General features: G+C 62.3%; 22 protein-coding genes and 2 pseudogenes. 14 read left to right on the top strand and 10 right to left on the bottom strand.

Annotation, left to right across the window (positions count from 1 at the left end; translation table 11 throughout):
* Positions 1-10: 10 nt before the first annotated feature.
* The 3 genes from BLU85_RS21185 to BLU85_RS21175 form a co-directional block, all read right to left on the bottom strand.
* Positions 11-2,851: a class I adenylate cyclase gene (locus BLU85_RS21185; RefSeq protein WP_092203273.1), complete on the bottom strand. Its 2,841-nt coding sequence runs from the start codon at positions 2,849-2,851 to the stop codon at positions 11-13.
* Positions 2,852-3,019: 168 nt separating this feature from the next.
* On the bottom strand, positions 3,020-3,268 hold the full coding sequence (locus BLU85_RS21180; RefSeq protein WP_060740096.1) for a TIGR02647 family protein: 249 nt from the start codon (positions 3,266-3,268) through the stop codon (positions 3,020-3,022).
* Between the two features lie 305 nt (positions 3,269-3,573).
* Positions 3,574-3,858, bottom strand: a complete 285-nt coding sequence (locus tag BLU85_RS21175) for a hypothetical protein (RefSeq protein ID WP_092203271.1) — start codon at positions 3,856-3,858, stop codon at positions 3,574-3,576.
* Between the two features lie 124 nt (positions 3,859-3,982).
* Between BLU85_RS21175 and BLU85_RS21170 the strand changes: the two genes are divergently transcribed.
* Entirely contained in the window at positions 3,983-4,642 is a 660-nt protein-coding gene (locus BLU85_RS21170; protein WP_092203269.1) for a glutathione S-transferase family protein, read from the top strand.
* A gap of 129 nt (positions 4,643-4,771) precedes the next feature.
* Here the strand turns inward: BLU85_RS21170 and argH are convergent, their stop codons facing one another.
* Positions 4,772-6,166 (bottom strand): argininosuccinate lyase, encoded by a 1,395-nt coding sequence (gene argH, locus BLU85_RS21165; protein WP_092203267.1) that lies wholly within the window; start codon positions 6,164-6,166, stop codon positions 4,772-4,774.
* A gap of 235 nt (positions 6,167-6,401) precedes the next feature.
* Here argH and BLU85_RS31810 point away from each other — a divergent pair.
* The 8 genes and pseudogenes from BLU85_RS31810 to rsd form a co-directional block, all read left to right on the top strand.
* Positions 6,402-6,632: pseudogene (locus BLU85_RS31810) on the top strand (sensor histidine kinase); the annotation flags it as partial.
* Positions 6,629-7,375, top strand: coding sequence for a LytR/AlgR family response regulator transcription factor (locus BLU85_RS21160; protein ID WP_060740100.1), 747 nt, complete (start codon positions 6,629-6,631; stop codon positions 7,373-7,375). The pseudogene BLU85_RS31810 and the gene BLU85_RS21160, both read left to right, overlap by 4 nt.
* Before the next feature lie 138 nt (positions 7,376-7,513).
* On the top strand, positions 7,514-8,455 hold the full coding sequence (gene hemC, locus BLU85_RS21155; RefSeq protein ID WP_092203265.1) for a hydroxymethylbilane synthase: 942 nt from the start codon (positions 7,514-7,516) through the stop codon (positions 8,453-8,455).
* A pseudogene (locus BLU85_RS31465) lies at positions 8,452-9,198 on the top strand (uroporphyrinogen-III synthase); the annotation flags it as partial. The gene hemC and the pseudogene BLU85_RS31465, both read left to right, overlap by 4 nt.
* A gap of 36 nt (positions 9,199-9,234) precedes the next feature.
* Positions 9,235-10,368 (top strand): uroporphyrinogen-III C-methyltransferase, encoded by a 1,134-nt coding sequence (locus BLU85_RS31460; protein ID WP_256326577.1) that lies wholly within the window; start codon positions 9,235-9,237, stop codon positions 10,366-10,368.
* A complete protein-coding gene (locus tag BLU85_RS21145) occupies positions 10,365-11,612 on the top strand; it encodes a heme biosynthesis protein HemY (RefSeq protein ID WP_092203261.1) in 1,248 nt (415 codons plus the stop codon). The genes BLU85_RS31460 and BLU85_RS21145 overlap by 4 nt, the downstream gene beginning before the upstream one ends.
* A 369-nt stretch (positions 11,613-11,981) precedes the next feature.
* Entirely contained in the window at positions 11,982-12,524 is a 543-nt protein-coding gene (locus tag BLU85_RS21140) for a disulfide bond formation protein B (protein ID WP_092203259.1), read from the top strand.
* A gap of 175 nt (positions 12,525-12,699) precedes the next feature.
* A complete protein-coding gene (gene rsd / locus BLU85_RS21135) occupies positions 12,700-13,158 on the top strand; it encodes a sigma D regulator (protein ID WP_092203257.1) in 459 nt (152 codons plus the stop codon).
* A gap of 58 nt (positions 13,159-13,216) precedes the next feature.
* Here the strand turns inward: rsd and BLU85_RS21130 are convergent, their stop codons facing one another.
* Positions 13,217-13,882, bottom strand: a complete 666-nt coding sequence (locus BLU85_RS21130; RefSeq protein WP_092203255.1) for an FKBP-type peptidyl-prolyl cis-trans isomerase — start codon at positions 13,880-13,882, stop codon at positions 13,217-13,219.
* A gap of 191 nt (positions 13,883-14,073) precedes the next feature.
* On the opposite strand from BLU85_RS21130, the gene BLU85_RS21120 reads away from it, so the two are divergent.
* Positions 14,074-15,252, top strand: coding sequence for an AlgP family protein (locus BLU85_RS21120; RefSeq protein WP_092203251.1), 1,179 nt, complete (start codon positions 14,074-14,076; stop codon positions 15,250-15,252).
* On the opposite strand, the gene BLU85_RS21115 is transcribed toward BLU85_RS21120, so the two are convergent.
* A complete protein-coding gene (locus BLU85_RS21115; RefSeq protein WP_092203249.1) occupies positions 15,249-15,713 on the bottom strand; it encodes a TIGR02444 family protein in 465 nt (154 codons plus the stop codon). The genes BLU85_RS21120 and BLU85_RS21115 overlap by 4 nt on opposite strands.
* A 50-nt stretch (positions 15,714-15,763) precedes the next feature.
* Here BLU85_RS21115 and BLU85_RS21110 point away from each other — a divergent pair, with 50 nt between their 5' ends.
* The 3 genes from BLU85_RS21110 to rhtB all read left to right on the top strand — a co-directional run bounded on the left by BLU85_RS21110 (position 15,764) and on the right by rhtB (position 18,990).
* On the top strand, positions 15,764-17,674 hold the full coding sequence (locus BLU85_RS21110; RefSeq protein ID WP_092203247.1) for an ATP-binding cassette domain-containing protein: 1,911 nt from the start codon (positions 15,764-15,766) through the stop codon (positions 17,672-17,674).
* Positions 17,674-18,255: a mechanosensitive ion channel family protein gene (locus tag BLU85_RS21105; RefSeq protein WP_060740109.1), complete on the top strand. Its 582-nt coding sequence runs from the start codon at positions 17,674-17,676 to the stop codon at positions 18,253-18,255. Before BLU85_RS21110 ends, BLU85_RS21105 begins: the two co-directional genes overlap by 1 nt.
* A gap of 102 nt (positions 18,256-18,357) precedes the next feature.
* Positions 18,358-18,990 carry a homoserine/homoserine lactone efflux protein gene (gene rhtB / locus BLU85_RS21100; RefSeq protein WP_092148211.1) on the top strand — a complete coding sequence of 211 codons (633 nt, stop codon included), beginning with the start codon at positions 18,358-18,360 and terminating at the stop codon, positions 18,988-18,990.
* Positions 18,991-19,136: 146 nt separating this feature from the next.
* Here rhtB and BLU85_RS21095 read toward each other — a convergent pair whose 3' ends face one another.
* From BLU85_RS21095 to BLU85_RS21080, 4 genes are all read right to left on the bottom strand, one after another.
* Entirely contained in the window at positions 19,137-19,880 is a 744-nt protein-coding gene (locus BLU85_RS21095) for a penicillin-binding protein activator LpoB (protein ID WP_092203246.1), read from the bottom strand.
* A 3-nt stretch (positions 19,881-19,883) separates the two neighbouring features.
* Positions 19,884-20,471 carry a penicillin-binding protein activator LpoB gene (gene lpoB, locus BLU85_RS21090; RefSeq protein ID WP_092203244.1) on the bottom strand — a complete coding sequence of 196 codons (588 nt, stop codon included), beginning with the start codon at positions 20,469-20,471 and terminating at the stop codon, positions 19,884-19,886.
* Positions 20,472-20,679: 208 nt separating this feature from the next.
* A complete protein-coding gene (locus tag BLU85_RS21085; protein ID WP_092203242.1) occupies positions 20,680-21,048 on the bottom strand; it encodes a YcfL family putative periplasmic lipoprotein in 369 nt (122 codons plus the stop codon).
* Between the two features lie 18 nt (positions 21,049-21,066).
* Entirely contained in the window at positions 21,067-22,461 is a 1,395-nt protein-coding gene (locus BLU85_RS21080) for a COG3014 family protein (protein ID WP_092203291.1), read from the bottom strand.
* A gap of 314 nt (positions 22,462-22,775) precedes the next feature.
* Between BLU85_RS21080 and BLU85_RS21075 the strand changes: the two genes are divergently transcribed.
* On the top strand, positions 22,776-24,674 hold the full coding sequence (locus tag BLU85_RS21075) for a cytochrome c/FTR1 family iron permease (RefSeq protein ID WP_092203240.1): 1,899 nt from the start codon (positions 22,776-22,778) through the stop codon (positions 24,672-24,674).
* Positions 24,675-24,690: the final 16 nt, after the last annotated feature.

Raw genomic sequence — 24,690 nt, 5'->3', positions numbered from 1 at the left:
CCCGGGTGCTTCAGACCAGGGCCAGCGCCTCGTTCAGGGCGCGTTCCAGGTCGGCCTTGTAGCGCAGGTACAAATTGGTTGAGCAGGCCCCGTCGCCCACCAGCCCCGAGAGATCCAGGTCGGTGATGTAGCAGCGATAGCGCTGGGCTTCGCGGCGCTGTTCGACGATCTCCCTGGCGACCACGCGGAACAGTTGGTCGCCATGTTCCAGTTCGGAAAATTCCTGCTGATCGCAGTACAGGGTGACGTGCACCTGCCCGTGCGCCGCTTTGCCGATGATCGCCTGCACGTCATAGAACGGCTTGTCGACCGGTGTCTGTGGGGCTTGCCGCGCTTCGATCCGGCGCGCCCGGCCACCTGAAGGCAGCAACTGGTAGTACAGGGTTTCCAGGGTCAGCGGCTGGGCGGCGTCCAGCGGCAACAGGGCGTCGCGACGGTACAGCACCGATTGCAGGAAGCGCTGCAGCGGCACCAGCAGGCTTTGTTCGTCGTGATAGGGCACGTGCTGTTGCCACAGCGCATTGAATTCATCGAGCACGTACAGATCGGCTTCGTCCTCGCTGGTCCGGTAGAACACCTGGATACACTCGGGCTGGCCCATGGGCAGGATCAGCGCCAGGTCGTGGTCTTCCAGGGCCATCGGGTCCAGCTGCAAGGGGCTGTAGGCCGTCAGTTCCTCGCCCAGGTAATCCATCAGCGCCGACAAGCTGCCCAGGGCCACATGATTGACCTGGCCGGGCACCAGTTCCAGCACGTGGTAATGCTGCTGGACCTGAAGCAGGTAGCGGTGATTGAGCCTGCTCAACAGCAGGGTCTGCGCCGTTTCGATGACTTCCTCGACCCGCCGCGCAATGAATTGGGCGCGGTTGTGGCAGAAGCAGCGCACCTGCAAGCGCGGTTGGCGCTGGGTGACGGGCAGGTCGTTGAGGTAGTCGCGCAGGCAGTCGAGCAGGGCGTGTTCGCCGTCGAAACGGTTGACCAGCACTTCATTCCAACTGTTGAGCGTAACCTGGTCGAGGGTCAGCACCAGGTTTTCCCGGACCCCGGCATAGCTCAGGGAGTCGGTACGCTCGGTGGTCATCAGGATATTCAGGTCGCGATGGTGCTTGAGCGGGTCGATGCCGACGTTCACCAGGATCAGCACTTCGCTGGGCACGCTGGCGCGCAGCAACTGCGCTTCATCCACCGTGACCAGGGGCAGGGCGATGGACTGTTGCAGGCTGCCCAGCAGGTTGAACAGTTCGAACTCGCTCAGGTCGCTGTCACCTGGGTGCAGCGCCAGGCGCGTGCTGCTGTCGATCACGCCGTTGCGGTGGCACCAGGTCAACAGCTCCAGCAACTCGCGGCAACGTTTGATCGGCGCGAAGTTCTCCCACTCCAAGGCGTTGAGGCTGCCGTTGTACAGGCCCCACTGGTTCTGCCCCGGTTCCTTCTTGTTGGGTGACTGGACCAGCGTCAGGGTGTCTTCGGCCAGGTCCGGCGCGATACCGGGGTTGATGAACTCGACCTTGTCGGCCTTGCGCTCGAAGGCGGCATACAAGCGCCGGCCAAGCACGTTGAGATCACGCTTGTTGATCAGGCTGACGGTTTTCTCGGTGCGGGCGAACTGGGTCAGGAAGCGGTAGCTGTGGGTGAGTTCGTTGACCAGTGCGCGCCGCTCGTGGCTGACCTGGCGGACTTTCCACTGGCTGCGGCTGTCCAGCAATGCCAGTTGACGCTGGTCCCAGCCCCATTCCCGGGCCAGTCGCTCAAGCAGTACCCGTTGCCAGCCACTGCTGCGCGCCTGGCCGGTGAGTTTGCGATTGACCTTCAGGTACAGCGCGCGGCGGATCAACTCCAGGCGTTCGGGTTCGCCACGGGCATCGAGGTATTCCTCGATGCGGCGGTAAACCAGCATGTACGGGTCCAGCTCTTCCAGGTCCAGGCGGTTGGCGAACACGGCCTGTTTGAAGCGCAGGCTCAGGCAGCGCACGTTCGGGTGTTCGCTGGCATAGACCTCGGTCAGCAGCAGCTTGAGCACGGACTTGTAGGGCGATTCGATACCCTTGAACAGCTGCCAGAGCCCGGCACCGACGAATTCGCCCGGCGGAATGTAGGCCAGGTGTCCCAGGTCCAGGGTTTCATCCGCGCGAATGAAACGCTTGGACATCAGCGTATGGGTGTACTGCTCGTAGTTCTCTTCTTCGTAGACCGGCACCAGCCACCAGATCGGCGTGCGCCCGGCCAGCCAGATCGCGGTGCGGTAGAACTCGTCCAGCAACAGGTAATGCTGGGTGGTGCCGCAATCGTCGGAACTGAGCTGGTTGTCCCGCTCGCCCCGTACGAAACGCGCCGGGTCGATCAGGAAAAAGTGGGCTTCGGCGCCCTGGGTCGCGGCCCAGGTCTCCAGCAACTGGCATTTCTTGCGCAGCTCGGCCAGTTCATCGTCGCTCAGGTCCGGCCCGTGGCACACCCACACGTCCATGTCGCTCTGGTCGGCCTGGGCCAGGGTGCCGAGGCTGCCCATCAGGAACAGGCCAAGGATCGGCCGCGGCGGGTTGCTGCCGTGCCGGGGCTTGTAGGAAAACGAACGGGTCAGCCGCTGGGCTTCGGCAAGGACGTTGGCGTCAGGTTCGTAGTTCGACAGCCCGGCGGGCGTGCTACCGGAGACGTAGCCGGGCAGCAGCGGATGGTTGACGTGGAAAAACAGCGGCAGCAGCGTCAGTACGCCTTGCTGGCGGGGCGACAGGCCTTCGAGGGCGCGCTCCAGCCGCACGGTGTTGAGCTTGAGAAAACGTGCGCGCAACTGGCTCAGGACCTTGCGGTCGATTCCCTCGTCCAGATCGGGGCGGATTTCATGGTTGCGGGTCATGTCAGCTAAAACCGGCTCGCGGCGTCGAACGTGGGGTGATGGCAGGTTAGCGCCCGGTCTTGGGAATACTTAAGCTGGAAACAGGATTTTTAATGCCGGTTCTTTACGCCGGGCGCCAGTGCGCCTGCGGAAATCCCGTAGAGGAGATTTCCGTGGGCGGCAGGGGGATCAGGCGGCTTCTTGTTGAACGCTGAGTATCGTCAGGACGGTTTGGACATTTTGGGCGGCATCCCGTCCCAGGCTGGTCAGGTAACCACCGTCGGGCTGGGTGATCAGGTCTTTCTCGTACAGGCGTTGGGCAGCGGCAATCGCTTTAGGGGCAGCGGTCTGATGAATTTTCAGGCCTTCCTGGGAACTGTCCAGGTTGAAGAGTGCAAGGATTTCCAGTTCGGCAACCAACTCAGGGGTAAGCGACATAAGGACTCCAGACTTTCTAGGAATTTGGACGACAGCGTCACTAAGGTGAGCGTAGTCGGCCGAGCTGTCCAGTGTCAGGGGCATGCTTTTTTTCTTTTGGGTGACGGAACACCGCTGTTCTGCCAGGTAGAGCACCTTGTGGCGAGGGGATTTATCCCCGCCGGACTTTGTAGGAGCTGGCGAAGCCTGCGATCTTTTGATCCTGATTTTTCGCTCTCGATTCAACTGGCGGTGGAAAGATCGCAGCCTCGCTGCACTCGACAGCTCCTACAAGCGTGACCCGGCTAACAACGGCGCCTGCCGGTTTATTTCTTTTCCGGTGGCAACTCGGGGAGGGCGCGCAGCGCCGCTTCGTACCATTGGGTGTCGAACGGGCGGTCTTCTTCGAGAATGGCGTCGATTTCATGGGCCAGTACATGGGCCATGAGGTTGAGGATTTCTTCGCGCTCGTAACCGACCAGGGTCAGCTTGTTGAACGTGGCCTTGGCCGCTGGCGGGTTGTCGCTTTCGATCTGGTTTTCGATGGCTTCGATCAGCGTGTTCTCGACGAACTCTTCTTCGTCACTGTCGATATCGGTTGGCTCGCTCATGGCAGGCTCCTGTAGGAAAGGCCGCCAGTTTACCTGCATTCAGCGGCGTGATGCGCCTGGCAAGAAACCCCTCGACGGTCTATAACGCAAGGCTGCCAACCCCGCACGGCCTGGAGGCTTTGTAATGCTCAAGCTTTATGGTTTCTCTGTCAGTAATTATTACAACATGGTCAAGTTGGCATTGTTGGAGAAGGGCGTGCCCTTCGAAGAAGTACCGTTCTTTGGCAACCAGACCCCGGAAGCCCTGGCCATCAGCCCGCGCGGCAAGGTGCCGGTGCTGAAGACCGAGCAGGGTTTTATCAACGAGACCAGCGTCATCCTCGAATACATCGAGCAAACCCAACCGGGTAAAGCCCTGCTGCCGACCGAACCGTTCGAGCGCGCCCAGGTGTTGGCCTTGTGCCGGGAAATCGAGCTGTACATCGAGCTGCCGGGGCGGGCCTGCTATAGCGAGGCGTTTTTCGGCATGACGGTGGCCGATGCCATCAAGGAAAAGTCCAAGTCCGAATTGTTGCTGGGGTTCGCGTCGCTCGGCCGGCACGGCAAATTCTCGCCCTATGTGGCGGGCGACAGCCTGAGCATTGCCGACCTGTATTTCTACTACAGCCTTTCGCTGGCCCTGCAAGTGGGCAGGAAGGTCTTCGATATCGATTGGCTGGCGGACATGCCGGCGGCCAAGGCGCTGATGGAGCGCTTGGAGCAGAACCCGAACGTGCGGCGGATCGCTGCGGACAAGGAGGCGGAGATGCCGACGTTTTTGGCGATGGTTGCCGCCAAGAAGTGAGCTTTTCGGTGATTTGAAGTCAGCTATCGCGAGCAGGCTCGCTCCCACATTTGATCTCTGGATGTTCACAAGGGGTGTGTTCACCGGAGAACCATTGTGGGGGCGAGCTTGCTCGCGATGCTTCTGGCTTTAGCGGCTGGCGAGCAACGCCTGGCCGCGCACAACCGCTGCCTTGACCTGCGCCGGCGCGGTGCCGCCGATGTGGTCACGGGCATTGACCGAGCCTTCGAGGGTCAACACGGCAAACACGTCCTGCTCGATCTGGTCGCTGAACTGGCGCAGTTCGTCCAGGCTCATTTCCGCCAGGTCCTTGCCGGTGTCCACGCCGTACTTCACGGCATGGCCGACAATCTCATGGCAATCACGGAACGGCAGGCCACGGCGCACCAGGTAGTCGGCCAGGTCGGTGGCGGTGGAGAAACCGCGCAGGGCCGCTTCGCGCATCACCGCGTGCTTGGGCTTGATGGCCGGGATCATGTCGGCGAAGGCCCGCAGCGAGTCGCGCAAGGTGTCGGCGGCGTCGAACAGCGGTTCCTTGTCTTCCTGGTTATCCTTGTTGTAGGCCAGCGGCTGGCCTTTCATCAAGGTCAACAGGCCCATCAGCGCGCCGAACACCCGGCCGCTCTTGCCGCGCACCAGTTCCGGCACGTCGGGGTTTTTCTTTTGCGGCATGATCGAGCTGCCGGTGCAGAAACGGTCGGGCAAATCGATGAATTGGAACTGCGCGCTGGTCCACAGCACCAGCTCTTCGGAGAAGCGCGACAGGTGCATCATCGCGATGCTCGCGGCGGCGCAGAATTCGATGGCGAAATCGCGGTCCGAGACGTTATCCAGCGAGTTGCCGCCCACGGCGTCGAAGCCCAGCAGCTGCGCGGTGTACTCACGATCGATCGGGTACGTGGTGCCGGCCAGCGCGGCGCTGCCCAGGGGCATGCGGTTGGTGCGCTTGCGGCAGTCCACCAGGCGCTCGTAGTCGCGGCTGAGCATTTCGAACCAGGCCAGCATGTGATGCCCAAACGTTACAGGTTGAGCGGTTTGCAGGTGCGTGAAGCCCGGCATGATGCTCTCGGCCTCGCGCTCGGCCTGTTCCAGCAGGCCTTTTTGCAGGCGCGTGATTTCGCCCAGGATCAGGTCGATTTCATCCCGCAGCCACAGACGGATGTCGGTGGCGACCTGGTCGTTGCGGCTGCGGCCGGTGTGCAGCTTCTTGCCGGTCACGCCAATGCGATCGGTCAGGCGTGCTTCGATGTTCATGTGCACGTCTTCAAGGTCGACGCGCCAGTCGAACCGGCCGGCCTCGATTTCAGTCTCGATGGTCTTCAGGCCATCGATGATGCTGTCGCGCTCGGCATCGGTCAGCACGCCGACCTTGGCCAGCATGGTGGCGTGGGCGATCGAACCCATGATGTCGTGGCGATACAGGCGCTGGTCAAAGTTGACGGAGGCGGTGAAGCGGGCGACGAAGGCGTCGACGGGTTCACTGAAGCGGCCGCCCCAGGACTGATTGGTCTTGTCAGTGCTCATGAATTCGCTCGTGATCGGCTGTGGAAAAAGTAGCGGTTAAAGGCTGCGGCGGATGATAGCAGGGTTGCCGGGACTGGCGCTGGCACTGGTCGGCAGGTTTTTTCGATCGAGACCCGGGATCCAACCGGGTTTTCGCACAACGATATTTTTCGATTGAGCAATATCATCGTGGCAACCGTCTACAGTGGACGGTAGGACTTTTGCTTTTTCCATCCATGGCGTACCGGACACATAGAAGAAGGGGGAGCTCATATTGGTCAGATCGACAGTTAATAATCCCTACGGCAACGCCGTGCGACAACGGGCCTCGGGCATCGGTCGGCAAGCGCTGGTAAAGATAGGCACCCGCCTCGCGGCACTTTTTGGCCCTCGAACGAGTCTTAGCGTGGATCGCGGTGACGGATGTCACTTCCCCTGTCTACGCTATCCTTGTGCGAGACTCACGCAGGAATCCAGCGCAATATGAATGTCCTGATCGTTGATGACGAACCACTGGCCCGCGAGCGCCTGAGCCGAATGGTTGGCGAGCTCGAGGGTTACAGTGTCCTGGAGCCGAGCGCCACCAATGGCGACGAGGCATTGGCCCTTATTGACAGCCACAAGCCGGATATCGTGCTGCTCGACATTCGCATGCCTGGCCTGGACGGCCTGCAGGTGGCGGCGAAGTTGTGCGAACGAGAGTCGCCGCCCGCCGTGGTGTTCTGTACCACCCGGGACGACTTCCCACCCGAGGTGTTGCAGGCCGGTGCCGTGGGCTACCTGGTCAAGCCGGTGGCGTCCGAGGCGTTGCTCGAAGCCTTGCGCAAGGCTGAGCGACCCAACCGCGTGCAACTGGCGGCGCTGACCCGTCCAGCCGCCGAAAGCGGCAGTGGCCCACGCAGCCACATCAGTGCCCGCACCCGCAAAGGCATCGAGCTGATCCCCTTGAACCAGGTGGTCTACTTTATTGCCGACCATAAATACGTGACCTTGCGCCATGAGAGTGGCGAGGTGTTGCTCGACGAGCCCCTCAAGGCCCTTGAAGACGAGTTCGGCGAACGCTTCGTACGCATCCACCGCAACGCCCTCGTGGCCCGTGAGCGCATCGAGCGTCTGCAACGCACCCCCCTTGGGCATTTCCAGCTGTTCCTCAAAGGCCTCAATGGCGACGCGCTGATTGTCAGCCGGCGGCACGTGGCCGGCGTGCGCAAGATGATGCAGCAGCTTTAAGCCAGGCGGTCCAAGGCGTTCAACGTGTTTCATTTCCAGGATCTGGCGGCCAGGGAGGCCTTGGGGTCGTGATTCAAATCAAAGCGGTTTTGACTGAGCTGTTATTATCTGCCGTATCTTTTAAGTACGGATTGATTCATGTTCCCTCGCGAGATCCGCATCGCCACCCGTAAAAGTGCCTTGGCCCTCTGGCAGGCCGAATACGTCAAAGCCCGCCTGGAAGCGGCTCATCCCGGCCTGATCGTGACCCTGGTGCCCATGGCCAGTCGCGGTGACAAGCTGCTGGACTCGCCGCTGTCGAAAATCGGCGGCAAGGGCTTGTTCGTCAAAGAGCTGGAAACCGCGCTGCTGGACAACGAAGCCGACATCGCCGTGCATTCGATGAAAGACGTGCCCATGGACTTTCCCGAAGGCCTGGGCCTGTTTTGCATCTGCGAGCGGGAAGACCCGCGCGACGCGTTCGTCTCCAATACCTTCTCCAGCCTTGAGGCGCTGCCTGCCGGGAGTGTGGTCGGCACGTCCAGCCTGCGTCGCCAGGCCCAATTGCTGACGCGTCGTCCGGACCTGCAAATCCGTTTCCTGCGCGGCAACGTCAACACACGCCTGGCCAAGCTCGATGCCGGTGAGTACGACGCCATCATCCTCGCCGCCGCCGGCCTGATCCGCCTGGGCTTCGAAGACCGCATCACCTCGGCCATCAGCGTCGACGACAGCCTGCCGGCCGGTGGGCAAGGGGCGGTGGGTATCGAGTGCCGCAGCGCCGACAGCGACATCCACGCCCTGCTGGCGCCGCTGCACCATGCAGACACCGCCACGCGAGTATTCGCCGAGCGCGCGCTGAACAAACACCTCAATGGCGGCTGCCAGGTACCGATTGCCTGTTATGCCGTGCTGGAAGGCGAACAGGTCTGGTTGCGCGGCCTGGTGGGGGAGCCCAACGGGGGCCGTCTGCTCAGCGCCGAAGCCCGGGCACCGCGCCAGGATGCCGAGGCGTTGGGCGTGCGGGTGGCTGAAGACTTGTTGAGCCAGGGGGCCGCCGACATTCTCAAGGCGGTCTACGGCGAGGCCGGCCACGCGTGACGGGTTGGCGGCTGTTGCTCACCCGGCCGGCGGACGAGTCGTCGGCGCTGGCGGCTGTCCTGGCCGAAGCGGGGGTCTACAGCAGCAGCCTGCCGTTGCTGGATATCGAGCCGGTCCCGCTGTCCGATGCCGGGCGGGCGATATTCCAGGCACTGGACCAATACACTGCCGTGATCGTGGTCAGCAAGCCGGCCGCACGCCTGTGCGTCGAGCTGCTGCGCCAACACTGGCCCCAGCCTCCGGATCAACCCTGGTTCAGCGTGGGCGCGGCCACCGGACAGATCCTTGCCGATGCCGGCCTCACGGTGTTTTATCCCGATAACGGCGACGACAGCGAAGCCTTGCTGGAACACTTGGTCTTGCGCCAGGCTGTTTCGCGGCCCGACCCCAAGGTCTTGATCGTGCGGGGTGAAGGCGGGCGCGGCTTGCTGGCAGAGCGTTTGCGCGAGCAAGGTGCTAGTGTCGATTATCTGGAATTGTACCGCCGCCACTTGCCCAGTTACGGTGAAGGGGTGTTGCCGTCGATAGTCGAAGCGGAACGCTTGAACGCACTGGTGGTCAGCAGTGGGCAGGGTCTGGAGCATCTGCAGCGGCTGGCCGGCGATGCGTGGCCGGCCCTGGCGCGGTTACCGTTGTTTGTTCCAAGCCCAAGGGTTGCCGAGATGGCGCGTGCCGCCGGGGCCCGAACAGTTGTGGATTGCCGTGGCGCCAATGCCGCGGCTTTGCTGGCGGCGTTACGGGAACACTCCGTGCCGTTTTCTAATGCAAAGGATGGATACGTGAGCGAAACAGCCTTGCCAAAAGAAGATCTAGACCAGCCAGCGATCGATGCGCCGGTTGAACCCCCGCCCCCAGTCGCGCCGCGCCGCGGCAACGGGCTGGCCATTGTTGCCTTGCTGCTCGGCGCCGCCGGTGTCGCCGTGGGCGGTTGGGGCGTGTGGCAGGTACGTCACCTGCAAGCCAATAACCAGCAGCAGTCCGCCCAGGTCCAGGCGCTGAACGACCAGGCCCAGACCCTCAAGCTCAACGAGCAACGCCTGAGCGAGCGCCTGGCGCAATTGCCCCCGGCCGAAGAGCTGGAGGAGCGGCGCCGCCAGGTGGCCCAGCTGCAAGGCGATCAGCAGCACCTGAACCAGCGCCTGGAAACCGTGCTGGGTGCCAGCCGCAAGGATTGGCGCCTGGCGGAAGCCGAGCACCTGTTGCGCCTGGCCAGCCTGCGTCTTTCCGCCCTGCAAGACATCGACAGTGCCCAGGCACTGGTCCAGGGCGCTGACGAAATCCTGCGCGAACAGAACGACCCCGGTTCGTTCGCCGCCCGCGAGCAACTGGCCAAGACCCTCGCTGCGCTACGCAGCACCGAACAACCGGATCGTACCGGGCTGTTCCTGCAACTGGGCGCTTTGCGTGACCAGGTGCTGCAACTGACCGAACTGGCACCCGAGTACAAGGATCGTGGAGAGTCGCTGCTGGGCCTGACCGCCGATGGCGATGGGGCCAGCCGGTGGGCACAGTGGTGGGACCAGATCTCGCGCTACATCCGCATCGACTTCAACGCCGACGAGAACGTTCGTCCGCTGCTGGCCGGACAAAGCCTCGTGCAAGTGCGCCTGGCCTTGAGCCTGGCGCTGGAGCAGGCGCAATGGGCCGCCCTCAATGGTCAGGCGCCGGTATACACCCAGGCGCTGACCGAGGCCCGGGACGTATTGAAGAACAACTTCAACCAGGACAATCCGCAAAGCAAAATCATGCTCGAGCGCGTGGGCGAGCTGTCCAGGCAGCCGGTGACGGTGGTCACCCCGGACCTCACGGGCACGCTGAGCAGCGTCCAGGCCTACCTTGAGCGTCGCAACCTCAATGCCCAGGAGTCAGTCAAGCCGCTGCCCGCGCCAGGCGCGCAGGAGGCCACGCCATGAAGCGTCTCTACGTGATTCTGTTCGCGGTCATCGCTGTCGCAGCCTTGCTGGGCGTAGCGATTGCCGAGCATTCGGGTTACGTGCTGGTGGCGTACAAGAACTTCCGTTATGAAGCAGGCCTGTGGGTCACCCTGGCCCTGGTGGCGGTGCTCTGGCTGGTGTGGCGAGGCCTGAGGGCGCTGATCGGGTTGGTGACCACGTCCAGCGGCGTGGTCAACCCCTGGTCGCGACGCAATCGCAGTCGTCGGGTGCAAGTGGCGATCGAACATGGCCAGTTGGACCTGGCCGAAGGTCGCTGGGCCAGTGCCCAGCGTCATCTGCATCGTGCCGCCGAAGCCGAGCGCCAGCCGCTGCTGTATTACCTGGGGGCCGCCCGCGCGGCCAACGAACAAGGGCTTTACGAGCAGAGCGACAGTTTGCTGGAGCGCGCCCTGGAGCGTCAGCCCCAGGCGGAACTGGCCATTGCCCTGACGCACGCGCAATTGCAAATGGATCGAGGTGACACGGATGGCGCATTGAGCACACTGCAGGCCATGCATGAGCGTCACCCCCATAACGCCCAGGTCCTTCGCCAACTGCAGCGGCTGCATCAGCAGCGCGGCGATTGGTCGGCGGTGATCCGGCTGTTGCCCGAGCTGCGCAAGGATAAAGTCCTGCCGCCGACCGAGCTGGCTGAACTGGAGCGGCGTGCCTGGGGCGAAAACCTGACCCTGGCGGCCCACCGCGAGGAGGACGGCAGCGTCGGTTTGCAGTCGCTCAATCGCGCCTGGCAACAACTGACCTCCGCACAGCGCCAGGAGCCGGCGCTGGTGCTGGCCTATGCCGAGCAATTGCGCCAGTTGGGCGCCCAGGTCGAAGCCGAAGAGGTGCTGCGTGGCGCGCTCAAGCGTCACTATGACAGCCATCTGGCGCGCCTGTACGGGCTGGTTCGCGGCAATGATCCGATCCGCCAGTTACAAGCGGCCGAAGGCTGGCTCAAGGACCACCCGGCCGATCCGAGCCTGTTGCTGACCTTGGGGCGCCTATGCCTGCAGAACAGCTTGTGGGGCAAGGCGCGGGATTATCTGGAAAGCAGTTTGCGTGCCCAGCGCAACCCCGAAGCCTGCGCCGAACTGGCGCGCCTGCTGGCGCAACTGGGGGATGCCGAGCGCAGCAACCAATTGTTCCAGGAGGGGCTGGGGTTGTTGGATGAGCGTCTGCTGGCCGCGCCGCTGCCGGTTCCGGCTCAGGTCTTGTCCACTTAAAAGGACATGACTCATTCCTGGGAATGCATGAATCCTTTGTGGCGACGGAGCTGCTCCCGCTCGCCTGTAGGAGCTGTCGAGCGGAGCGAGGCTGCGATCTTTCTCCCGACGCTTGAGCCTCAAGCGAAAGATCAAAAGATCGCAGGCTTCGCCAGCTCCTACAGAGCCCAGCGGGAGCAAGCTCCCTCGCCCCGATTTTGGGGCTTTGGTCATACCTTCAGCAAAGTCCTACAGCTGACCACGCCGAATCCTCTTCGACCAGTCGGGAATTCCCTACACCCCTGGTGAAGTGTCTGCGCGGGGCTGCCTTGAAAGGCCAGAGGGCTTTCCTCTACCGTAACTGCTTGTCTCTTCTGTTACGGAATCGCCATGTCTTTGGCCAGCTCACGCTTCTCGTTTCTCATGGCTTCCATCGCCGCCGCCCTGGCTTTGGGCATCAGCACTTATCTGGAATATTCGGCCGGCCTGACGCCTTGCAGCCTGTGTGTCCTGCAGCGGTTGTGCCTGATGCTGTTCCTGGCCAACAGCCTCGTAGCGTGCGTACACGGTCCAGGCCAACGAGGCAGTCTCTTCTATGGCGCCGCAGGGTTGGTTTTTGCGACCGGGGGCATGACCCTGGCGTGGCGTCAGGTCCTGATGCAAAGCCACTCGTTCGAGCCGTTATCCGATTGTGCCGTGCAGCTCAACCCGACAAGATCGTGGTGGTGCGCGTTGCATCGTGTCCTCGACGGCGCCGTCGACTGCGCGAATATCACGTGGACGTTGTTCGACCTGAGCATCCCCGAGTGGAGCCTGTTGTTTTTTCTCGCGGTGTCCAGCGCCATGACCTACCTGCTGCTGCGCCTTGCCTGGAGTGCTCTGGTACGACCGCTCAGCGGCGAGACGTCGCAGTTGGTCCGGGCCCTGGATTAAACACTTGTATGAACTTTATCTCCTGCGTACCTTGAAGCCGTTGTCGTGCGGGCATAATCTGGCCCGCACGTGTCATTGGAATTGTGTCGCTCGATCATGTTGTGTCTGGCTTGTCCCTGGTCATCAGGCGTGCACAGGCTGCGAGGGGGCATGACTCACAAGGGAAGAAATCACCATGCTCGAAAGTTGTCAGAATGCTCAGGAACGCTGGGGTGGAGTGCATCTGCTGATCGATCGCTGGCTGCAGGAGCGTCACGAACTGGTTCGGGCCTACGATGATCTCGGCGCCAAGCCTGAAGCCCTGAGCGAAAGCCGCAGACCCTTGCAGGATTTCTGCGGCGTGCTGGTGGACTATGTGTCTGCCGGTCATTTCGAGATATACGAACAACTGACGGGCGAGGCCAAGGCCTTTAACGACAAGCGCGGCCTTGAACTGGCCGAGACGATCTACCCGCGCATCGATGTCATCACCGAGAAGCTGCTGGCATTCAACGACCTGTGCGATGAAGGCAAGTGCGTAGCGGAAAAATTCAAGGAGCTGGGCGGCTTGCTGCACGAGCGTTTCGAATTGGAAGACTGCCTGATCGAAGTGCTGCACAACGCTCACAAGGAAGATGCTGCGGTCCAGGCCTGAGGGGTCGCGGTCATGAAAAAACGGTGCGCATTGCGCACCGTTTTTCGTTGGGCCAGCGTCAGGTCGTCGCGCCCAGCAGCTCGATTTCAAACACCAATGGTGTGTAGGGCGGGATCACATCCCCGGCCCCTTCAGCGCCATAGGCCAGGGACGACGGAATCACCAGGCGCCATTTCGCGCCGACCGGCATTTGCGGCAATGCACTGCGCCAACCGTCGATCACACTGTCAAGATTGAACCACTGTGCCTGGCGGTTTGAATCGAATACGGTGCCGTCTGGCAATCGACCGGTATACATCACCTGGACCTTGCCGTGAGGGCCGGCCTTCGCGCCGTGGCCCGGCTTGATTTCGGTGAGCAGGATGCCGTCAGCCAGTTGCTGGACCCCGGGCCGGTTTTTTTCTTCGGTGAGAAATTTCTGCTCGGTTTTCAACGCGGCTTCGGCCTGTGGCGTTGTCGATGGCGCGTTCAGTTGCGCCTGGTGCTCGGCCAGGATCTGTTCGATGCGTTCATCTTTCAGGGCCAGCGGTTTGCCCAGGTAGGCCTGTTGCAAACCGTCGATCAAGGCTTTGATCTGCAAGTCCGGCATGTCCTGGCGCAGGCGTTCGCCGAGGCTGGCGCCCAGGCTGTAAGCCAGATCGTGGGCATCGTTTGCGCTGGTTTTTTCAACGGCCTGGACCGTGGCGCAAGCCATGCACAGGAATAAAAACAGGTGACGCGACATGTGTGCTCTCCGGCCTCGAATCGAGGAATTATGCCAGTGTCGATATCTGTAGAGGTGGATTGCCAAGGCACTGGCGCAGAAGATTTTTCGTCCCTTGCAACGCAACGTCTTGTGTACTGTCAACATGCCCTAGCGGCGGTTGCAGCAGAGGTCTAGTATGAGCCGCACTCACGTCAGTCAGGAGGTAAACCATGTCGGCCACCAAGAAGCCTGTAAACACTCCGTTGCACTTGCTCCAACAACTCTCGGGCAGCTTGCTCGAACATCTGGAAAATGCCTGCTCCCAAGCCCTGGCTGATGCTGAAAAACTGCTCGCCAAACTGGAAAAACAACGCGGCAAGGCGCAGGAAAAACTGCACAAGTCGCGCACCAAACTGCAAGACGCAGCCACCGCTGGCAAGGCCAAGGCGCAAGCCAAGGCCAAAGATATCGTGAAAGAGCTCGAAGACCTGCTCGATGCCTTGAAGGATCGTCAGTCCGAAACCCGCGCCTACATTTTGCAACTCAAGCGTGATGCCCAGGAAAGCCTGAAACTGGCCCAGGGTGTCGGTCGTGTGCAAGAAGCTGCGGGCAAGGCGCTGTCGCTTCGTGCTGCCAAGCCTGCCGCTGTATCGGCCAAGAAGCCGGCGGCTAAACCCGCTGTGGCAAAAGCACCGGCCAAAGTCGCTGCCAAGCCCGCCGCCAAAGCACCGGCCAAGGCGGTCAGCAAACCAGCTGCCAAACCCGTCGCTGCAAAACCTGCGGCAAAAAAACCAGCCGTCAAGGCTGCTGCCAAGCCAGCCGCAAAAACGGCGGCCGCTAAACCTGCCGCCGCCAAGCCCGCTGTAAAAGCGGCTGCTAAACCTGCCGCTAAACCTGCGACAAAAGTTGTAGCCAAGCCTGCCGCTAAAACCGCCGCCGCAAAACCTGCCGCGACGAAAACCGCTGCCGCTAAACCGGCTGCCAAGGCGGCGGTAAAATCCACGGCCAAACCGGCGGCCGCCAAATCAGCCGCCAAGCCTGCGGCAACCAAAACGGCTGCGGCCAAGCCTGTTGCGAAAACGGCTGCCAAGCCCGTCGCTGCCAAAGCGCCTGCCAAAGCGGCGGCTAAACCCGCTGCCAAACCAGCCGCTGCCAAGCCTGCTGCCGCGAAGCCAACGGCTGCCAAGCCCGCCGCTACGGCCAAGCCAGCTGCCGCCAAGCCCGCCGCTAAACCGGCCGTGAAGAAGCCAGCCGCTGCAAAACCTGCGACTGCGCCAGCCGCCAAGCCAGCGACACCGGCTCCGGCTCCGAGCGCGACGCCTGCGCCTACCGCCAGCACTCCGGCCTCGGCGACCAGCCCAGCCGCCGTTGCGCCGACCACCAGCAGCACCCCAACCAGCGCTTCCTAAGTGCCGGACACCGCGACGCGCAGCTGATGCAGCGCGTCGCGGCTCGCTGGTTCGGCATTCGCCACCAGCCCTTGCAGCCATAACGCTGAATCGTTCCGTTGTTCCTCAGGCCAATCCTCGGCCACTGCCTGCAATCGTTCCAGCAATCGTCGCTCGGCTTCCAATTCCAGTCGCTTGACCTGTTCGCGCAAGCTATCGAGTGCCGTGTCTTGGCGGGCACCGGTTTTCCATTGGCTGCGAAGCGTGCGCAAGGGCCTTACCACCTCTGCCTCCCAGGGCTCGGTCAATTGTCGAAGCTGTCGCAGCCGTTGTTCATTGCAGGCCACACCGCGTCGTTCCAGCCACAGTCCGCAAAGCAGCAGGCAGACATTGACGCCGGCGCCCTGTAGCGTGAGGCACGCAGGCTCTACGCCAGGCTTGGCATAGAGGTCGAGGGAAAAACTCCACAGGTCAGGGGACATCGTGCTACTCGCGCCAGTTGCGAGCGAAGCTGGTAGACTCCGCCGCCATTATGATCCGACTTCAGAACCTGACTTTACAGCGTGGCCCGCAACGTCTGCTAGAAGACGCCGAGCTGACCCTGCACGCCGGCCACAAAGCCGGCCTCATCGGTGCCAACGGCGCCGGCAAATCGAGCCTGTTCGCCTTGCTGCGAGGCGAGCTGCACCCGGACTCGGGCGATTGCCTGCTGCCGGCCGACTGGCGCATCGCTCACATGCGCCAGGAGGTCGACACCCTCGAGCGCCTGGCGGTGGACTACGTGCTCGATGGCGACCTGCGCCTGCGCCAGGTGCAACGCGACCTGGCGGCGGCCGAAGCGGCCCACGACGGTGCCGCACAGGCCCGCCTGCACGCGGAACTCGACAGTGCCGACGGCTATACCGCCGATGCCCGCGCGCGCAAATTGCTCGCCGGCCTGGGCTTTACCAATGAACAGATGGACCGCCAGGTCGGGGACTTCTCCGGTGGCTGGCGGATGCGCCTGAACCTGGCGCAGGCCCTGATGTGCCCTTCGGATCTGCTGCTGCTCGATGAACCGACCAACCACTTGGACCTCGACGCCATCATCTGGCTCGAAGACTGGCTCAAGGGTTACCCGGGCACGCTGCTGCTGATTTCCCACGACCGCGATTTCCTCGACGCGGTGGTGGATCACGTGGCCCATGTCGACCAGCGCAAGCTCACCTTGTACCGCGGCGGCTACAGCGCCTTCGAGCGCGCCCGTGCCGAACGCCTGGCCCAGCAACAGCAGGCCTACGAGAAGCAACAGGCGCAACGTGCGCACATGGAAAGCTACATCGCCCGCTTCAAGGCCCAGGCCACCAAGGCCCGCCAGGCCCAGAGCCGGATCAAGGCGCTGGAGCGGATGGAAGAGCTCTCGGCGGCCCACGTCGATTCACCGTTCGATTTTGTCTTCCGCGAATCGACCAAGATTTCCAGCCCGTTGATCGACCTGTCCGACGCGCGCCTGGGTTATGGCGACAAGACCGTGCTGGAGAAGGTCAAGCTGCAACTGACCCCGGGTGCGCGGATCGGTCTGCTGGGGCCCAACGGTGCCGGTAAGTCGACCCTGATCAAGAACCTCTCGGGCGAACTCCAGCCATTGGCTGGACGCTTGACCCGAGGTGAAAACACCGTCGTTGGCTATTTCGCCCAGCACCAGCTCGACTCCCTGGATTCCAAGGCCAGCCCGCTGCTGCACCTGCAACGCTTGGCGCCAACCGAGCGCGAGCAAACCCTGCGCGATTTCCTCGGTGGTTTCGATTTTCGCGGGGCACGCATCGACGAGCCGGTGTTGAATTTCTCTGGTGGCGAAAAGGCGCGCCTGGCGTTGGCGTTGATCGCCTGGGGCCGGCCGAACCTGTTGCTGCTCGACGAACCGACCAACCACCTGGACCTGGAAATGCGCCTGGCCCTGACCATGGCCTTGCAGGAATTCAGTGGCGCGGTGCTGGTGGTATCTCACGATCGGCATTTGCTCAAGAGCACCACGGATAATTTCTTCCTGGTCGCCGACGGCAAGGTCGAGGAGTTCGACGGAGACCTGGAAGATTATGCTCGTTGGCTGGTGGAATACCGCCAGCGCAACGCGCCGGTCAGCAGCACGCCGGTCAACCCGGACAAGACCGACAAAAAGGCCCAGCGCCAGGCCGCCGCCGCATTGCGCCAGCAACTGGCGCCGCACAAGCGCGAAGCCGACAAGCTCGAAGCCGAGCTGGGCAAGCTGCATGAAAAGCTGCAGAAAATCGAAACCAGCCTGGGCGACAGTGGTCTCTACGAGGCGGCGCGCAAGGATGAGTTGCGTGACCTGCTGGCCGAACAGGCCAGGCTGAAAGTTCGGGAAGCGGAGCTCGAGGAGGCGTGGATGCAAGCCCTGGAACTGCTGGAAAACCTGCAAGCGGAGTTGGAGGCATTGTCCTGATGGAAGCGTTGGCGTTGCCTGTCCCTGTCATGTGGATCGAGCCGATCTGGCTCGGTGTGCAAATCCTGCTGATCCTGGTGGCCGGTTATGTCTCGCAGCGCTTCGTCGCGCGTGCGCTCACCGGCCTGGGTGAGCGTTACCCGCTCCCACCCCAACTGGTGATTATCCTGCGGGGCGTGCTGCGCTGGCTGATCATGGGGACTGCGGTGCTGGTGGTGCTCGAACGCCTGGGCGTCTCGGCCACGGTGCTGTGGACGGCTCTGTCGGGTTTTGTCGCGGTGGCAGCGGTGGCGTTCTTCGCCATCTGGAGCGTGCTGTCCAACCTGTTCTGCGCCGTGTTGATCTATACCGTCGGACCGTTTCGCCTGGGCGATGTGGTCGAGCTGGTGGACACCACCGACAAGCCCGGCATCAAAGGCCGCGTAGTGGCTATCAATCTGCTGTACACCACGCTGATCGAACCCGAGGAGCTCGGCACCGGCAGCGCCATGGTGCAAGTGCCCAACAGCCTGTTCTTCCAGCGCTCGGTACGGCGCTGGCGTGGCAGCGAAGCGTTTCCGGTGGGTGGGTTCGTCGAATAACCCGGCCTCGCCGATTGGCTTTTTTTTGCAAAAAAGCGATGGTCAATCCTGCGGCGGCGCATTAGCTTAGTCGTTTTCGACGAATCCGAGCCGAGGTGTGCAATGGTGCTGGAAACATGGCTGGCGTTTTTCGCCGCCTGTTGGGTGATCAGTCTTTCCCCGGGCGCCGGCGCCATTGCATCGATGTCCAGTGGCTTGCGCTACGGGTTTTGGCGCGGCTACTGGAATGCCCTGGGCCTGCAATTGGGCCTGGCGCTGCAAATCGTGATCGTCGCCGCCGGTGTTGGCGCGATCCTCACGGCGTCGGCCACGGCGTTCTATGCGATCAAATGGTTCGGCGTGGCCTATCTGGTCTACCTGGGTATCAAACAGTGGCGAGCCATCCCTGGCGATATCAGCGATGATTCCGTCGTGCGGCCTATCGGCAACCCTTTGGCTCTGGTGTTCCGCGGTTTCCTGGTCAACATCAGCAATCCCAAGGCGCTGGTGTTCATGCTGGCTGTGCTGCCGCAGTTCATCAATCCCCATGCACCGTTGATCCAGCAATACCTGATCCTGGGCGTCACAATGATCGTCGTCGATCTCATCGTCATGGCCGGGTACACCGGGCTGGCATCGAAAGTCCTGCGCCTGTTGCGCACACCGAAGCAGCAACGGCGGATGAACCGCACGTTTGCTGGCCTGTTCATCGGCGCGGCGGGCTTGCTCGCGACGATTCGCAAGGCTGCGGTGTAAAGCAAAACCTGTGGCGAGGTTACTTTGTGGGAGCAAGGCTTGCCCGCGATGCGGGCGACTCGATTTCTGGAAGATCTCATCGCCTGTATCGCGGGCAAGCCTTGTTCCCACAAGACCTCTGCGCCACAGAGCATTCGCTCAGCTATTCAGCGCAGGATCACCGGCGCGGTATCCCGGGGCAGATTATTGCGCTGCATCGGCTCGCCGGGCTGTTGGTAGCTCGGACCACCGAGCTGTTCGCTCAGCTGCCGCGCCACGTCTTCCCCCAGGGCCTTGGACACTTCGCGCACCACCCGTGGACGGTTGAGGCTGATGCGCACGTCCCGGTGGTTCAACAACTTGGTGTCCTGGCCTTCGCCCATGGCCGTAAAGGCCGAGGTGATTTCGTAGGTCTTGGTGTTGATCAGGCTGAAGTCCGCCACCAGGGTCAGCGCCAGCACGGCCGAGTAGCTGTCGGTGTTGGCTAGTTCGTTGATGTCGCGGGTAAAGTCGATGTCCGACACCGTGCCGAACAGCACGTAGTCGGCACCCTTGAAGTTCCCGGCCTTGATGCGCTTGATAACGTCATAGACATCGCCATTGGACGCCGCCGTGTGGGGCGTGCCCTGGGTCAGTTGGAACATCCCGCTGCGCAGGATCTCGCCCTTGATGTCACCGGTGAACTTGCGCAGTTCGCCCTGCTCGATGTAGCTGCTGGTGGCTTCCATCTCGTCGTAGCTCGAGGAAGCGCTGGCACTGTAGGGGTTCGCCTGGAAGTTGCTCTGCGCTGAAACGGTGTGGATGTATTCCTCCACCCGCTCCTGGTACGCCAGGTCGGTCACCGCGACTTTTGGAGCCGCCTGCGCGCTGAGTGCACAGGCCAGGGCCATGATGCCTATCCATGTGCGCATGGCTTAGCGCTCCGTGGTCTTGCGGATTTCTTTTTCGTCCATCCACTCGGCCAGACCGCTCTCGACGTCGATCAATTGCAGGCTGAATTTGTAGAAGACGTCCTTATAGTCGCTGCTGCGCTTGACGATCGAGCTGATGGAGCCCTCGAGGCGGTACTTGGCAGCGATCATGTTGCCGGTCTTGGCCACGGTGCTTTTCTTGTACAGGCCGCTCTGGTTCTGCAGCTTGAGCTGGTCGACCTGGCTGTCCATGGCGGTGTTGTCGCTGGCGAAACGGGCGGCACCGGTCTTCATCAACTGGGTCTTGATGCTGGTGGTGATTTCGCGGGTGTCGATGTATTCGCTGGTCTTGTTCTTCACGTCATAGACCTGGACCACCGGGCGACCCTGCAGGATTCCGGACTGGGCCAGGGAACGGGTCATGGACTCGGCGATCATTTGCAGGTCGGTGGAGCCGAACTCGTTGGTCACGGTTTCCACGGCCTTGGTATCGCCGTAGCTGATGTGCTTGTTGCCCAGGACCGGCGAGTTGTTGGCACAGCCGCTCACCAGCAGGGCGGCGAGGGCGAGGGATGAAATGCGTACGAACATGTGGGGGCTCTCAAATTTCTGCATAGTGGATTTTTGTGGCGAGGGGATTTAATCCCCGCTGGCGACGCACTGTAGGAGCTGCCGAAGGCTGCGATCTTTTGATCTTTCGCTTGGGACTCAATTGTCTGGGGGAAGATCGCAGCCTCGTTTCACTCGACAGCTCCTACACAGCTCCAACATCAGCTCTTGTGGTCCAGCGGTGCCAGGCTCAAGGGGTATTGATTTCCAAACGGAAATCCACGGCCTTGGGCGTCGGGGCGATGGCCGGCAGGAAGCTGGTCTGTTCGCCGTACAGCGTCAGGCTTTTCCAGGTTTCTTCCTCGGCGATCGGAAAACCTTCCGGCCCCAACCAGGCAAAGCGGTAGTACATCGTCTTGTTGTTGTAGCTGGTGTTGCTCAACTGGACATTGACGGTCATGTAGCCGTTTTCCCGGGCTACGCGCATGGCGCCCACCACGATGTTCTTGGTCTTGCCCATCGCCACGACCTTGCTGGCGGCGCTGCCCGGCTCCGGCGGCGGGGTGGCGCAACCGGCCAGCAAGGCCAGGGTGCCGACGGCGATCAGTTTTAAACGCATGTGAACAAGACTCCGTTCTTAAGGTTGCTTGAGGGCAATGGCGGTCGGGTTGGCGCTGGGCATCACCTGGGCCGCGAGGCCGCCGGCGAACACTTGGTTACCCACCGCGCGAAGGCTGATGACCTGGTAGCGCTGGTCGACGATGACCTTGACCACCGAGCCGCCCACCGCGCTTGGCAAGGTGACCTGGTGCTCGCCTTTCTTCAGGCGCAGGCGCACCACCTGGGTGTAGTCGGGCAGGGTGCGCCAGGTCCGGGTGTCGGCCCCTTCGAATACCGCCGAGGTGAGGCCGACGGCCAGGCCCGCCAGGGGATTGGTCTCGTTGATCTGCTTTTGCGCCACGCCCCGGGTGACGGCGCGCACGGTGGTGCGCAGGATGATGCCCGGCATGTCGTCGCGCAGGGCCCGACGGGACATGGCGGTGGTGCTGTTGAGTTGGGTCAGGTCCAGCTGGCGGCCGTCAACACCGATCTGGCCGAAGGTGGCCGTGGAAGTGTCAGGCTTGATCAGTGGGAACGACAACGGCGTGATGACCAGGTTGCCGCTGATTGGCAAGGGCAAGGGAATGCGGATCGAGTCCCGCGACGGTGCCAGGCCACTCTGCACCACGATCAGGATGTCGCTGTCGTCGCTCTTGGTGGCGGGCTTGTCGAGGTCACGCAGGGCCTGCTCCAACAACGGTGTGTTGGGGCGCAGTTCGGCGGCCTTGCGATAACCCGGTGCGGCCAGGTCCTTTTCACCCAGGGCTTCGTAGACGAAACCGGCCAGGTAATGGCTGAACGCGCTCTGGTAACTGTTCTTGAGGCTGACCACTTCCGGGGCGTCGAGGCTGGCCACCGGGTAACCCTGGAGGTCCTTGTATTCGGTCTTGACCCCTTGTTTCTCGGCTTCTTCCTCGCGCTTGAGGTATTCCTTGTCCCGCAGGTCGGCGATCACCGCTTCGCGTTCATGGGTCTTCTTGATCTGGGTCCGCGCGCCGTCGAAGTCGTTGACCGCCAGCAGGTTCAGGGCCATCTGCGTGGTCAGCATGACCTTTTCGTAGTCGTAGCCTTCGTAGCGGCGGACTTTATCGTTGACCAGGAAACTGCCGAACTGGGCCAGGTACCTGGCCGTGTCGAGCTTGACCGCATCTTCCCACTGGGCGACTTGTCGGTCGGCGCTGTTCCAGGCGGTCTGGCTGCCGGACAAATCGCCCTTGGCACGCAGCAGCTCACCTTTCTCGAAGTAGTACAGCAGGTCCTTGTCCTGGCCGGAGTTGTTCTTTTCCAGCAGGGTCAACGCGCCGTCGACATTGCCGGACGCCAACTGCTGGTTGGTCTGGGCCAATTCGCTGTCATAGTTGCGAAAGGCCGAGCAGCCGGACAACAAGGTGATCGCGCCGAGGACGACCGAAAGAGCGGCACGGGATGCCATGAACATTTTCTTCCCTGATAGCAGCCGGGTGTGCGGGTCGGGCTGGAGCGATCCCACGGACAAACGTCGGGACGCTGTCGGTTCCTCATAAAAAGAGGAGCTTTTATGCCATCTGACAATAAGAAGGCGGCGGGATTATAGACATGGCGCTTGGCTATGTAATGGCTTTTCAATTCCTAAATGCCTTTTTTGTGACATCACCCCCAAAGCATTAAAATCCGATGAAAATCGGCTTCCAAGGCACATCCGCCCTTGAGCCGAAGCCATTGGAAGTGAACAATGTGTTACTTCTTATTACCAACTGAGAGTCATTCATGACTGCGCCGTTCCGTTTCCTGGCCTGGCTTGTACTGCCATTGCTAGCTTTGTGCAGCACTGCGCTGCAAGCCGACACCCTCGAGAGTGCCCCCCAGGCGCTGCATTTGCTGGATTACATCGGAGCGGATTACCCGGCGACAGTCGAGGCGGGCAAGGTCATCGACGAGACGGAGTACCGCGAGCAGTTGGAATTGACCCGTGCGCTGGAAGGGTTGGTCGCCGGGTTGCCGGCCAAGCCGGAAAAGACTGAGCTGGTCCAAGACATCGGCACCCTGCGCACAGCGATCACCCAGCGCCAGGACGGCGGCGATGTCGCCCGCCTGGCGCGGCAACTGGGGGCCAGGCTGGCGGTAGCGTATGAAGTCAGCCAGGCACCGGTCATCACGCCCGACCCCACCCGCGGCGCGCCACTGTATGCGCAGAATTGCTCGGTGTGCCACGGCGCCAACGGTGCCGGCGACGGTCCTGCCGGTGTTGGCCTGGAGCCGCCGCCCGCCAACTTGCGCGACGCCCAGCGCCTGGATCGCCTGAGTCTCTACGCGATCTACAACACCCTCGGCATGGGCATCGAAGGCACCGACATGCCGGCCTTCGCCGATCAGCTCGACGACCGTCAGCGCTGGGACCTGGCAACCTACATCGCCAGCTTCAGCGCCGACCCGGCCGCGGCCAAAAGCGAACAAGTCTTCAATCTCGCTGACCTGGCGCGCCAGACCCCGGCCGAAGTGCTCACCGCGCAAGGCCCCGCAGCGGCGGCGACATTCCGTGCCCAGCGCGCCCAGCCGCCGCAGGTGCAACGTGGCCCGGCGCAGTTGCTCGACTACACGGCCGCCACCCTGGATAAAAGCATTGCGGCGTATCGCGCCGGTGACCACGACCAGGCCTATGACCTGTCGGTAGCGGCTTACCTGGAAGGTTTCGAGCTGGTGGAAAGCTCGCTGGACAACGTCGATGCCAACGTGCGCAAGGACACCGAAAAGGCCCTGATGGCCTACCGTCAGTCGTTGCAGGACGGTTTGCCGGTGGAGCAGGCGGTACAGCGCCTGGACGTGGCCAAGGCCAAGCTGAAGGAGTCCGCCGGCCTGCTGGGTGGCGATGGCTTGAGCTGGTCGCTGAGCTACATCTCCGGGTTGCTGATCCTGCTGCGTGAAGGGTTGGAAGCGATCCTGGTGCTGGCGGCGATCCTGGCGTTCCTGCGCAACACCGGCCAGCAATCGGCGGTGCGCAGCGTCAACGTCGGTTGGGGCCTGGCGCTGCTGGCCGGCCTGGCGACCTGGGGGCTGGCGGCGTATGTGATCGACGTCAGCGGCGCCCAGCGCGAGCTGCTCGAAGGCGCGACGGCGTTGTTCGCCAGTGTGATGGTGCTGTGGCTGGGTGTCTGGATGCACGACCGTCGTCACGCGGCGGCCTGGCAGGATTACATCAAGAGCAGCCTGGTGGGCGGCGGTGGTCGGTTTGGTTTTGCGATCCTGGCGTTCTTCTCGGTCTACCGCGAACTGTTCGAAGTGATCCTGTTCTACGAAACCCTGTGGTTGCAAGCCGGTCCTGCCGGGCATAACGCAGTGCTGGCCGGCGGCGCGACGGCGCTGGTGCTGCTGGTGGGGCTGGCCTGGGTGATCCTGCGCGGCTCGGCGAAACTGCCGCTGGCGCTGTTCTTCAGCATCAACGCCGCGTTGCTGTGCGCACTGTCGGTGGTGTTTGCCGGTCATGGCGTGAAGGCGTTGCAGGAAGCCGGGATTTTCGGTACCCATCCGGTGGCGTTCTTCGACTTCGACTGGCTGGGCATTCATGCCGATGCCTATTCGCTGGCCGCTCAAGTGGTGGCGATCCTGGCGATCGTGGTGCTGTATGGGCGCAGTTGGGTGGCGGAGAAGCGTCGGGTCCAGGTTTCCTGACAGCATTCGCTGCGCT

Source organism: Pseudomonas sp. NFACC14, assembly GCF_900106885.1.
GTDB lineage: Bacteria > Pseudomonadota > Gammaproteobacteria > Pseudomonadales > Pseudomonadaceae > Aquipseudomonas > Aquipseudomonas fluorescens_AA.
Note: the sequence above shows the minus strand (reverse complement) of the source record. Positions and strands in the feature narration are given on the sequence as shown.